This window comes from Inhella sp. (genome assembly GCF_027532025.1).
Classification (GTDB): Bacteria; Pseudomonadota; Gammaproteobacteria; order Burkholderiales; family Burkholderiaceae_C; genus Inhella.
Map to the genome: position 1 here is coordinate 24,795 of NZ_JAPZSY010000096.1, position 11,379 is coordinate 36,173.

Consider the following 11,379-nt stretch of genomic DNA (forward strand, 5'->3'; position numbering starts at 1 on the left):
GCTGCAGGCTAGGGGCATCGCGGATTTGACGCAGGCTTGACCTCAAAATCCGAGCATTCCATGGCCATGTTCGGCGTCAAAACCATGTCAACGACCCCCTCTCTGCCTCGATTCCGCAGCGGTGCCGTGGCCCGCATGTTGCGCATGCCCGTGGCCACGCTGCGCGTGTGGGAGCGCCGCTACGCGGTGTGCAGCCCCGTGCTGACCCCGAGCGGTCAGCGCCTGTATTCGGCGGCCGACGTGCAACGGCTGGCCTTGATCCAGCAGCTGGTGGCGCACGGCCACGCCATCGGCACGCTGGCCGCCTTGAGCACCGAGGCCCTGCACGAGGTGGCGAGCACCCACGCCATCACGGTGGCGCGCCCGCGCCCGCTCGACGGCGCGTCAAGCCCGAGCTGGCGCGTCCACACCGCCGACGCGGCGCTGCGCGAGCGGCTGACGCGCCTGCTCGGCCCCGACCTGATGTGGGTGGCGGCCAACGAGCCCGCCGACGTGGTGCTGCAGCGCCTGGGCCGCTTGCTGCCCGATGACCGCCCGACCCCCCCGCCGAACGCGGCGCGCTGGGGCGTTCTGGTGCGACTGACCGCCGCGCCCGCCCGAGCAGCCCTGGAAGCCGCAGGGGCCGAGGTGCTGCGCGAACCCGCCGACGACGACGCGCTGGCCGCCTGGTGGCAGCGCCTCTGCACCCCACACCCCAGCCCCGAATCCGTCGCCGAGCCAGCCCAGCCCACGCCCCGCCCACCGCGCTGGGACGAAGCGACCTTGCACGCCTGGGCTGGGTTGTCGACCACCATCGCCTGCGAATGCCCCCGGCATTTGGCCGAGTTGCTGCTGCAGTTGGGTCAATTCGAGGCCTACAGCGCCGACTGCGCCAGCCGCGGCCCCGACGACGAAGCGCTGCACCGGCACCTGCAGCACGTGAGCGGCCAGGCCCGGGTGCTGCTGGAGGACGCCCTGTCGCGCGTGGCGCAGGCGGAGGGCCTGGTGCCACCGAGCTGAGCCCTGGCGAACGCAGCCCGAGCGCCCGCGCCCCGGCTCAACCCACGTTCAGCGGCGTGACACCCGGCAGCTCGCAAGCCACCACGGCGTTGCGCAGGGCGGCGATGGCCTCGTAGCGCGTGAAGCTGCGCCGCCAAGCCAACACCACGCGGCGGGTGGGCACGGGCTCGGTGAAATCCAAGAAGCGCAAATGCGCCTGTGGCTCGGCCGGCACGCTCAAGGCCGGCAGCACGGTGATGCCCATGCCCGAGGCCACCATGTGCTTGATGGTTTCCAGCGACGAGCCCTCGAAGCTTTTCTGGATGCCCTCGGCCCCGCTGGCGAAGCGGGCCGACTCGGGGCAAACCTCGAGCACGTGGTCGCGAAAGCAGTGCCCATTGCCCAGCAACAACATGGTTTCTTGCTTCAAGGCCTCGGCGCTGAGTTGGTCCTTCGAGGCCAAGCGGTGACCGGCCGGCACGGCGATGCGAAACGGCTCGTCGTACAGCGGGGCCACGGCCAAGCCGGTGTCAGGAAAAGGCTCGGCCAAGATGGCGCAATCGAGCTCGCCGGTGCGCAGCATCTCGAGCAGCTTGCTGGTGAAGTTCTCCTGCAACAGCAGGGGCATCTGCGGCGTGCGTTCGATGACCTGCCGCACCAACCGGGGCAGCAGGTAAGGGCCGATGGTGTAGATCACCCCCAGGCGCAGCGGCCCCGCCAGCGGGTCGCGCCCGCGCTTGGCGATGTCTTTGATGGCATTGGCCTGCTCCAGCACCACCTGGGCCTGGCGCACGATGTCCTGGCCCAGCGCGGTCACGCTCACCTCGTTGCCACCGCGCTCGAACAATTTCACGTCGAGCTCTTCCTCCAGCTTCTTGATGGCCACGCTCAGGGTGGGTTGCGACACATGGCAGGCCTCGGCCGCCCGACCGAAGTGCAGCTCGCGGGCCACGGCCACCAGATAGCGCAGTTCGGTGAGGGTCATGGGAGGTTGGCGGTGCCGAGTGGGGCCCAAAGCCTACACTCCGCCGCCTTCCCGCGCCCGACCCGCCCCGACCAAGGGGCCACCCGCCAGGAGACGCCCATGCCCGAGCGCAAACCCGTCACCCTGCACCGCCTGCAGGACATGCACAAGTCCGGCGAGAAGATCGCCATGCTCACCTGCTACGACGCCGCCTTCGCCAGCGTGCTGGACGAGGCCGGGGTCGACATCCTCTTGGTGGGCGATTCCCTGGGCACCGTGCTGCAGGCCGAGGCCACCACCACCCCGGTGCGCCTGGACGCCATGGAGTACCACACGCGCTGCGTGGCCCGCGGCAACCAAACCGCCTGGCTGCTGGGCGACCTGCCCTTCGGCAGCTACCACGCCAGCCCCGAGCAGGCTTGGCACAGCAGCCTGGCCTTGATGCAAGCCGGCGCCCACATGGTCAAGCTGGAGTGCGGCGCCTGGACCGCACCCACGGTGCGCTTCCTCACCGAGCGCGGCGTGCCCGTGTGCGCGCACCTGGGCTTCACGCCGCAAACCGTGTCCGCCCTGGGCGGCTACAAGGTGCAAGGCCGCGGCGAGGCCGCCGCCCAGGTCAAGGCCCAGGCGCAAGCCATGGTCGAGGCCGGCGCGCAGATGCTGCTGTTCGAGATGATCCCCGCCGACCTGGGCCGCGAGATCACCGCCTGGAGCCCCGTGCCCGTCATCGGCATCGGCGCCGGCGTGGGCTGCAGCGGCCAGGTGCTGGTGCTGCACGACATGCTGGACATCACCCCGGGCCGCCGCCCGCGCTTCGTCAAGAACTTCATGCAAGGCGCCAGCAGCGTGCAAGACGCCGTGCGCCGCTACGTGGCCGAGGTCAAAGCCGGCACTTTCCCCGACGAATCCCTGCACGCGTTCTGATGAAGTTGATCCACACCATCGCCGAGCTGCGCCAAGCCGTCGGCGCCGGCCGCGCCGCCTTCGTGCCCACCATGGGCAACCTGCACGCCGGGCACCTGGCGCTCGTGGCCCAGGCCCGCGCCGTGGCGCCCGATCGAAGCACGGCTCCGGTGGTGGTCAGCCTCTTCGTCAACCGCCTGCAGTTCCTGCCGCACGAAGACTTCGACCGCTACCCGCGCACCCTGGACGCCGACTGCGCGCAACTCGCCGCCCAAGGCCATTGCGACGTGGTGTTTGCCCCAGCCGAAGACGAGCTCTACCCGGAGCCCCAGGGCTACAAGGTGGTGCCGCCGCCCGAGCTGGCCGACATCCTCGAGGGCCAGTTCCGGCCCGGCTTCTTCACGGGCGTGTGCACCGTGGTGCACAAGCTGTTCAACCTCGTGCAGCCGGCGCACGCCGTGTTCGGCAAGAAGGACTACCAGCAGCTGATGGTCATCCGCCGCATGGTGGCGCAGATGGGCCTGCCCATCGCCATCCACGGCGGCGAAACCCTGCGCAGCTCCGACGGCTTGGCGCTGAGCAGCCGCAACCAGTACCTGAGCGCCGAACAAAAAATCCAAGCCCTGCAGCTCAGTGCCGCGCTGCGCGGCCTGATCCATGAATGGCAGGCCGGCCTGCGCGACCGCGAGCGCATGGAGGGTGAAGCCATGGACCGCCTCGCCGCCCAAGGCTGGCAACCCGACTACCTGACCCTGCGCCGCCAGCACGACCTGGGCCCGGCGCGCGACGGCGAGCCCCTGGTGGCGCTGGGCGCGGCCAAGCTGGGCAGCACGCGCTTGATCGACAACCTGGAGGCGTGAGCCGGGGGGTGGGCGGGCATCGCTCATGCCTGCCCTGGCCCCCCGCGCACCGCGCTCGGCATTGGAAAACCTCGCTGCAGCCTGAGGCGGCGTCGCTGCCCATCGCTTGACGGCGAGTCCAACAGCGGTAACACTGTTACCCATGAACACCGCCGAATCGGGCTTCGACTACCAAGCCACGCGCGCCGAGGGCGACGCCGTGGCGCGACGCGGGCTGCTGGATCTCGCGGCCCGCCTCATCGCCGAAGAAGGGCCTCAGGCGCTGACGCTGCGCACGCTCGCCCAGCGCGCCAACTGCTCCACCAAGGTCGTCTACACCCTGTTCGGTGGCAAGAACGGCCTGAGCGAAGGCCTCAAGGTGGAAGGCTTTGCGCTGCTGCGCTTTGCCGTGGAGCGCGAGCGGCGCCGCCACCGCGACCCCGTGCGGGCGCTGCTGCCGGTCATGATGACCTACCGCAGCTTCGCGCTGGCGCACCGGGCCCTGTTCGGCGTGATGTTCCTCAACGCCCTGCCCGAACACGTGGCCACCGACTTCTCGCGCCAGCAGGCGCGGGCCGCGTTGGGCGCGGTGGAGGCCGCCGTCGCCGAGGCTCTGGTTGCACAGGGCCTGGGTTCGGCCGATGCCTTCGACGCCGCCGTGCGCCTGTGGGCCGCCGTGCATGGGCCGGTGACGCTCGAAGTCGAAGGCATCCCCCCGTTCAACGGCCAAGGCGAGCGGCTGGCCCGCCTGGCCGTCTCCGATGTGTTGGCCAGCCTGCAACTGCCCCCTGCCCCCAACCCCAAGGAGTGACCATGAAGACCCACGTTCCCCCCCTGGCGGCCCTGGCCGTCGCCAGCCTGTCCCTGATGCTGAACACCGCCGCCGCCCAAAGCCGCGACGCGCCAGCGCCCGCGCTGCGCCTGGACGTGGCCTCGCTGCGCAACAGCCAGGGCACCCTCAGCTGCCGCCTGTTCACCGACGCCAAGGCCTTCCCCGACGGCGAGGGCGTTCGCACCGTTCGCGTGCCGATCGCCGGCGCGCAAACCAGCTGCGTCTTCGACGACCTGCCCCCTGGCACCTACGCGGTGGCCGTCGTGCACGACGAGAACGGCAACGGCCGGCTCGACAAGAACTTTCTCGGCATCCCGAACGAGGGCTACGGCGTCTCGAACAACCGCACCTACGCCGCGTCGAGCCCGAAATGGGACGAATCGCGCTTCAGCGTGAAGGCGGGCGAGCCCCTTGCCTTGCGCGTGGCCCTGCGCTACTGACGACCCTCCGCCCCAAGCTCGAGCGGTGGCCATCCAGCCCCCTTTTTTTGCCTGACGAGAAACAACGTTTCTTGTGGCAACTGCGTTTTTTGACCCAGAGGAAGTCCCGATGAGCTCCGTTGAAACGACCCTGATCACCGGCGGCGGCGCCGGCATCGGCCTGGAAATGGCCCGCTTGCTGGCGGCGCGCGGCCATCGCCTGGTGCTGGCCAGCCGCGACGGCCACCGCCTGCGCGCGGTGGCCGAACAACTGCGCGGCAGGCACGGCGTCGAGGTGCACGTGCACGCGATCGACCTGTCGGCACCCGGCGCGGCCCAGCGCCTGTTCGACGCCACCGAAGGCGCCGGGCTGCGCATCGACGCCCTGGTCAACAACGCCGGCTTTGGCGTCGTCGACGAGCACGTCGCCATCGACCCGGACGTCATGCACCGCATGCTGCAGCTCGATGTCGTGGCCGTGGCCGAGCTCTGCCTGCACTTTGGTCGGGCGATGAAGCGGCGCGGCGCGGGGCGCATCCTCAACGTTGCCTCCACGGCCGCCTTCCAGCCCACGCCCTACTTCGCGGCCTATGGCGCGGCCAAGGCCTTCGTGCTGAATTTCTCCGAGGCCCTGGCCAAGGAGATGGAAGACCACGGCGTGCGCGTCAGCTGCCTGGCGCCCGGCCCCACCGACACCGCGTTTTTCGACAGCGTCGACCCCCAGCGCATCGCGGGCGACCACCACTTCGGCAAGGCCGCCCGCGCCCAGGCCACGGACGTGGCCGCCGCCGGTGTGGACCTGCTGCTGGGCCAGGGCCTGCTGCGCGTGGTGGGCTGGACGAACCGCCTCATGGTGCTGAGCAACCGCTTCGTGCCGCGGTCCCTGGTGGCCACCGTGTCCAAGCGCCTGTTGCGGCCCTTGGACCTGCGCGCAGGCAAGGCATGATCGTCTTCATCACAGGCACTTCGCGCGGCCTGGGCTTGCACCTGAAGCAAGCGTTGGCGCGACAAGGACACACGGTGCTGGGCTGCAGCCGCACACCCGCTGCGGGATCGGGCGACTTGGCGCTGGACGTCACCGACGCCGAAGCCTGCACCTCGGCGCTGCAAGGCCTGCGGTCGCAACATGGGCGGCTCGATGCCGTCATCAACAACGCTGGTCACCACCTCGTCGGTGCCGCGTTGGAAACCACCCCTGCCGAGTTGCGATCGCAGATGGAACTGAACTTCTTCGGCAGCGTGAACGTGATGCGCGCCGCTGCGTCGCTGATGGTGGCGCAAGGCTCGGGCCGGATCGTCAACCTCAGCAGCATTGGCGGCGTGCTGGCCACCCCGTTTGCCGGGGCTTACAACGCCAGCAAGTTTGCCCTCGAAGGCTATGCAGCCGCGCTGCGCGGCGAGTGCGCGCCCTTCGGCGTTCACGTCTGCAATCTCATTCCCGCCTTCATTCACACCGGCACGCACGAGCAGTCTCTGGTGGGAACGCGGGGCGAGCATCCGCTGTTCTCGCCGCACCGGCATTCGGTCATGGCCCACATGCAAGCCGGTGGTGCCAGCGGCCTGCCCATGGACGCGGTGGCCCATGCGGTGGCGCGCCTTTTGGTCGCGCGCCGTCCTCGGTTCCACCACTCCGTGGACGGGCTTGCCACGCGACTGATGCTGCTGCGCACCGTCATGCCGGCGCGACTGTTCGAGGCCCTGGTGACCCGCGCCACCGCGCCGGGCTGGGGGCGGGCGGCGGCCCGCCTCGCCCAGGCCGATCCAGCCTGATGGCCCACGGCGCGCACTCGCCAGCCCAGTCACCCACCCCATTCGCCCCTTGCCCCCCAGGACCCAACATGCCCATCCCCCGCACCCTGCTGCGCACCGTGCACCTCACGGCCTCGCCCCTCATCGGCGCCTTCGTTTACTCGGGTGCGCTGCGCGAGAACGACACCTTCCTGGCCCTCGTGCAATGGGGCGCCTTCCCGCTCGTGGCGGGGGCGGGGCTCACCCTGTGGCTGGCGCCCCGTTGGGCCCGGCGTGCGCTCCGCCATCCCAACGCCTGAGTCGCCAGGACTCTGCGCCGCTCAGCCGCGGCGCATCAGACCGAAAGCGAACTGGCGGCCCAGGCCCTGCCGGAAAGCCAGATGGATCCAGACCATCGCCCATGGCTCCAGGTAACGCGCCGCCGACAAGGGCCCGGCGTCCACGGCGTCAAAGCCGATGAGGGTGGCCAGCGTCAGCACGCGTCGGCGGGCCTCGGCGTCGTCGCCGCACACGGGCATGAAGGGCGCGCCTTGCGGGTAGCGGGCGTCGGCCATGTTCTCCGCGCCGGTGGTGTTGAAGGCCTTCACCACCCGAGCGCCCGACGCCAGCCGAGCCAGTTCCTCGGCCGCCGACGTGCTCGTCCCCACCGTGAGGCCGGCCAGACCCGGCGCGAGCGGGTTGGTCGCGTCCACCAGCACGCGGCCCTGCCAGTCGGGGCGACTTTGGGCGATGGCCGCGGTGGCGGCATGGGGCACGGCCAGGATGACGAGATCGCTGGCGTCGATGGCCTCATCGACCGAGCCGACGCGCGCACGTTCGCCCAAGGCCGCCACAGCCTCGGCCACCTTGGCCGGCTGCGGCACCCCCAGCACGACCGATTCGCCGGCGCGCGTGAAGGCCCGCGCCAAAGCCATGCCGACGTTGCCGGCGCCAATGATGGACACACTCATGATGCACGCCTCCTTCAACGGCCCAGGGCCTCGATGACCAAGCGGGCCGTGGCCTCGCCCGAAAAGTTTTGCTGGCCCGTCACCAGGTTGCCGTCGCGCACGGCGAAGGGGCGCCACAGGCCGGCTTGCACGTAGTTGGCACCCAGGGCCTTCAGGCGGTCTTCGATGCGCCACGGCATCAGGTGTCGCCCCTGCGGCAGCACGCCGGCTTGCCATACCGCCTGGTCGGCGGCGTCCTCCTCGGCGTTGGCAAAGCCCGTCACCGTGCGGCCGTGGGCGATGTACTCGCCCGCACTGGTCTTGGCATAGGCCAAGATGGCGCTGCCATGGCACAGCGCAGCGGCCACCTTGCCGGCCTCGAAAAACGCCGCGAACTGGACGTGCAAGTCGGTGGCGGCCTCGAAGCTGAACATGGGCGACTGCCCACCGGCCACGACGATGGCATCAAAGGCCCCCACCTCGATCTCCGCCACCGGCCGGGTGCGCTGCAGCAGGGCCATCAATGCCGGCGTGTGGATGAAGCCCTGGCTGATGAGGTCCGAGCGGCTGTAGCCACTCGGGTCGTTGGGGTCGCTCATCGCGTCGGCTTGGCAGCCGCCGCCCTGCGGGCTGAACAGCTCGACCTGGTAGCCGTGCTCCGTGAACAGGTGGTAGGGGTGGGTCAACTCGCTCCACCAAAAGCCCACCGGCCAGCCGGTGGTGCTGGACACCGCCGGGTTGGCGATGACCAAGGCGATGCGCTTGGGGGCGCGGGCGTTGACGGGGTTGGGATCGTGCAGGCTCATGGTGACGAGGGCCGTGGTGACGGGTTGTGAAACGGTGCCCCAGTGTGTCCGTCTCGAGTGAAACGATAAATAGCATCCAATACGACTCTCTGTTGCCCGTTTAATCAACAATGGAACTGCACGCCCTGCACGCCTTCGTCAAAGTGGTTCAAACCGGCAGCTTCACGCGGGCCGCCGAGGCCTTGAGCACGCAAAAGGCGCACGTGTCCCGGGTGGTCAGCCAGTTGGAGCGAGAGCTGGGCGTGCGCCTGCTGGAGCGCACCACGCGGGCACTGTCGCTGACCGAAATCGGCCGCGAGTTTTTCGAGCAGGCCGTGGGCATCCTGGCGTCGGTGGACGAGGCCCAGCGCACCGTGCAGCGGGCCCAAGGCGAGCCCCGCGGCACCCTCAAGCTCACCTGCGGCGTCGAGTTCGGCATGATCGCCGTCAGCCGCTGGATCTCGACCTACCTGGAGCGCCACCCTCAGGTGCAGGTGGACTGCGAACTCACCGGCCGCCTGGTCGATCTGGTGCACGAAGGCTTCGACCTCGCCATCCGGCTGGGCACCCTGGCCGACTCCACCCTGGCCGCCCGCCGCCTGGGCGAGCTGCGCTACGGCCTGTTCGGCGCCCCGGCCTACCTGCAGCGGCGCGGGTCGCCGGGGCACCCGCGCGAACTGCCCGAACACGCGCTGCTGGCCTTTGCCGGCGGCAGTGCCCCCGCGGCATGGACCCTCGGCCGCGGCGCCGCCTCCGAGCGCGTCGTGCTGCAGCCGCGGCTCAAGGCCAGCAACGTCTTCGTCGTGCGCGACGCCGCCGTGGCCGGCATGGGCTTGGCCCAACTGCCCTGGGTCGTGGCGACCGACGCCTGCGCCGCCGGCCAACTGGTGCCCGTGTTGCCCGACTGGCAGCCCCCCGCCGTGCCCGTGCACGCCGTGTTCGCCAGCGCCCGCTACCTCACCCCGAAGGTGCGCGCCTTCATCGACCTGGCGGCCGAGGCCATGCAGGCCGCCACCGCCGCCGAGCCCCTCCCCGCAGACTCCTGAGCCTCAACGCGGCGGCGGCACGGGCTCGCCACCCATCCGGCGCCACAGCCAAGGCAGGCCCGCGCGCGCATCGCCCCGTCCGCCCGCCGACGTCGGTGGCCACAGCGGCGTGGCCACCGGCTCGCCGCGGCCCACCACAAAGGCGAACACGTAGCCCGGCTCCTGGCCCATGCGCAAATCGTGCACGCGAACCGAGTCGCCCTCGCGAGACAACTTGTAGAAACCGTGGCTGAAGCGGGCGATGGCGTCCAGCGGCGGATGGCCGCGCAGCGGCTCCGCCAGCGCCAGTTGGCGCTCGAAGCGGTCGAAGTGCATCACCGGAGCCTCGTCACGCAGCGAGTAAAAGCCCTCGTAAAAATGATCACCCGAAACGGCCACGACCCGCCACAGCACGCTTTGCAGCGGCGCTGGCGTCACCAGCAGCCGATCGGTCGCGATGCCCTGAGCCGCCAGGCTGCGCTCGGCCACCCCGCGCACGTGCTGCTGGGCCAGCGCCGTCCAGCCCAAGTAGGCCAGGGCCAAACCCAAACCCCAGGCATTGGCACGCCGCGCCGCCGCAGCATCGCGGCACGCCCAGGCCCAACCCGTGCCCACCAGCAAAGGCAGGGTCACCAGGGGGTCGACGATGAACACACTGCCGAGACCCCAAGGGTGGTCGGAAAAGGGCAGCAGCAGCCGGGTGCCGTACACCGTCAGCGCATCCAGCAGGGGGTGCGTGATCAACGCCCACCCCACCACCCACACCCAGCGGCGCCACTGCGCCCCGTCGCGCATCAGCCAAGCGGCCAACACCCCCAGCGGGAGCGCGGCCAAGGTCAGCCACAACAACGCGTGCGTTTCGGCCCGATGCAGCACCATGTTGGAGACGGGATCGCCGTGGTCGACCAACACATCCAAGTCGGGCAGGGTGCCGGCCACGGCACCCACCCACGCGGCCTGCCAGACCGGCGTGCGCGGCCCCTTGGCGGCCACCGCCACCGCGGCACCCAGGGCCAGTTGGGTCAGTGAGTCCATCGATGCAAGCGAACCGCCGAACAGCGGCATGTCGCCCCAAAAGTGGGGCGCTGCATCTTCGGCCCCGCACCGGCACCGCGCGCGCCGAAGGGTCAAAGCCCCTCGGGGCCGCCCCCGACCACCACCGCTTTGCGCACAATGCCGCCCACCCGCTGCTTGCTGCTTGCTGCCTGCGGCCCGTTGCCTGCCACCTGCTGCGTTCCTGCTCCCTTCCGCCCCCGCCATGGCCCGCACCGCCCTCCGGGCGCCCCCGGACGTCTTCCCCCGCGCCCTGCTGCTGGCGGTGCTGGTGCACGTGTGGCTGGCGCTCAGCCTGACGGCCCGCCCCGATCGCCCCGCCACCGGGCCTGGCGGCTGGGGACGCTTGGAAGTCACGCTCACCGGGCCCAGCGGTAGCGCCCTGACCGGTGCCGCCAACGCCCCCCAGCCCCGCTACCGCGACGACGGCCCCGAGGGCCGTGCGGCCACCCCACGTTTTGGCGGCCGCGTGCGCGACGTGGCCCCACCCCCCGACGCCAGCCCCGGCGCCGCCCAAGCCGGGCGCTGGCAGCCTCGCGACGTGCCGCCCGACCCCCGGCGCTCCGAGCACGACACCACCCCCCCCACGCCCGCTGAACCCACCACGCCCGCCCCCGCGCCACCCCAGCCACCCAAGGCGCGGCCACCTCAGCCCGCCCCACCCCAGGCCGAGCCCACCGCCACCCTGGCCCAAGAAGCCGCCCCGGCCCGCCTGCGCACCGAACGGGTGACCCCATCGCCGCTGCAGGACGCCCGGCCCTCCGCACTCGCCACCGCCCCCCCCCTGCCCGACGGGCCCCCGGCACCCGTCCTCGCCACGCTCGACGCACACGCCAGCGCACCGTGAGTGAGGTCTGGAGACCTGTGCTTTACCGCGCTGCGGGCCCAGCCCGCCTTGCAAGT

The 11,379-nt window shown here is 70.9% G+C and carries 14 protein-coding genes; 10 read left to right on the forward strand and 4 right to left on the reverse strand.

Features of this window, described 5'->3' with window-relative positions:
* Positions 1-84 precede the first annotated feature (84 nt).
* Positions 85-999: a MerR family transcriptional regulator gene (locus O9335_RS12315; RefSeq protein WP_298388487.1), complete on the forward strand. Its 915-nt coding sequence runs from the start codon at positions 85-87 to the stop codon at positions 997-999.
* A 37-nt stretch (positions 1,000-1,036) separates the two neighbouring features.
* On the opposite strand, the gene O9335_RS12320 is transcribed toward O9335_RS12315, so the two are convergent.
* Positions 1,037-1,963, reverse strand: coding sequence for a LysR substrate-binding domain-containing protein (locus O9335_RS12320; protein WP_298388489.1), 927 nt, complete (start codon positions 1,961-1,963; stop codon positions 1,037-1,039).
* 99 nt (positions 1,964-2,062) lie between these two features.
* Here O9335_RS12320 and panB point away from each other — a divergent pair, with 99 nt between their 5' ends.
* The 7 genes from panB (at position 2,063) to O9335_RS12355 (ending at position 6,983) form a co-directional block, all read left to right on the forward strand.
* Positions 2,063-2,866 carry a 3-methyl-2-oxobutanoate hydroxymethyltransferase gene (gene panB, locus O9335_RS12325; RefSeq protein ID WP_298388491.1) on the forward strand — a complete coding sequence of 268 codons (804 nt, stop codon included), beginning with the start codon at positions 2,063-2,065 and terminating at the stop codon, positions 2,864-2,866.
* Positions 2,866-3,705: a pantoate--beta-alanine ligase gene (gene panC, locus O9335_RS12330; protein WP_298388494.1), complete on the forward strand. Its 840-nt coding sequence runs from the start codon at positions 2,866-2,868 to the stop codon at positions 3,703-3,705. The genes panB and panC overlap by 1 nt, the downstream gene beginning before the upstream one ends.
* A 142-nt stretch (positions 3,706-3,847) precedes the next feature.
* The gene (locus tag O9335_RS12335; protein ID WP_298388496.1) at positions 3,848-4,495 is read left to right on the forward strand and encodes a TetR-like C-terminal domain-containing protein; all 648 of its coding nucleotides are present in this window, start codon (positions 3,848-3,850) and stop codon (positions 4,493-4,495) included.
* 2 nt (positions 4,496-4,497) lie between these two features.
* Positions 4,498-4,956 carry a DUF2141 domain-containing protein gene (locus O9335_RS12340; RefSeq protein WP_298388498.1) on the forward strand — a complete coding sequence of 153 codons (459 nt, stop codon included), beginning with the start codon at positions 4,498-4,500 and terminating at the stop codon, positions 4,954-4,956.
* Positions 4,957-5,065: 109 nt separating this feature from the next.
* Entirely contained in the window at positions 5,066-5,881 is an 816-nt protein-coding gene (locus O9335_RS12345) for an SDR family oxidoreductase (RefSeq protein WP_298388500.1), read from the forward strand.
* On the forward strand, positions 5,878-6,705 hold the full coding sequence (locus O9335_RS12350; RefSeq protein ID WP_298388502.1) for an SDR family oxidoreductase: 828 nt from the start codon (positions 5,878-5,880) through the stop codon (positions 6,703-6,705). Before O9335_RS12345 ends, O9335_RS12350 begins: the two co-directional genes overlap by 4 nt.
* A gap of 68 nt (positions 6,706-6,773) precedes the next feature.
* Complete coding sequence (locus O9335_RS12355; protein WP_298388503.1) at positions 6,774-6,983, forward strand: hypothetical protein; 210 nt, start codon at positions 6,774-6,776, stop codon at positions 6,981-6,983.
* A gap of 21 nt (positions 6,984-7,004) precedes the next feature.
* On the opposite strand, the gene O9335_RS12360 is transcribed toward O9335_RS12355, so the two are convergent.
* Positions 7,005-7,751, reverse strand: a complete 747-nt coding sequence (locus tag O9335_RS12360) for an NADPH-dependent F420 reductase (RefSeq protein ID WP_298388505.1) — start codon at positions 7,749-7,751, stop codon at positions 7,005-7,007.
* On the reverse strand, positions 7,649-8,419 hold the full coding sequence (locus tag O9335_RS12365) for a type 1 glutamine amidotransferase domain-containing protein (RefSeq protein ID WP_298388507.1): 771 nt from the start codon (positions 8,417-8,419) through the stop codon (positions 7,649-7,651). The genes O9335_RS12360 and O9335_RS12365 overlap by 103 nt, the downstream gene beginning before the upstream one ends.
* Positions 8,420-8,529: 110 nt before the next feature.
* Here O9335_RS12365 and O9335_RS12370 point away from each other — a divergent pair, with 110 nt between their 5' ends.
* Positions 8,530-9,444 (forward strand): LysR family transcriptional regulator, encoded by a 915-nt coding sequence (locus O9335_RS12370; RefSeq protein ID WP_298388509.1) that lies wholly within the window; start codon positions 8,530-8,532, stop codon positions 9,442-9,444.
* 3 nt (positions 9,445-9,447) lie between these two features.
* Here O9335_RS12370 and O9335_RS12375 read toward each other — a convergent pair whose 3' ends face one another.
* The gene (locus tag O9335_RS12375) at positions 9,448-10,458 is read right to left on the reverse strand and encodes a metal-dependent hydrolase (RefSeq protein ID WP_298388511.1); all 1,011 of its coding nucleotides are present in this window, start codon (positions 10,456-10,458) and stop codon (positions 9,448-9,450) included.
* Positions 10,459-10,681: 223 nt separating this feature from the next.
* Between O9335_RS12375 and O9335_RS12380 the strand changes: the two genes are divergently transcribed.
* Positions 10,682-11,323 (forward strand): hypothetical protein, encoded by a 642-nt coding sequence (locus O9335_RS12380; protein WP_298388514.1) that lies wholly within the window; start codon positions 10,682-10,684, stop codon positions 11,321-11,323.
* The last annotated feature ends 56 nt before the right edge of the window (positions 11,324-11,379 follow it).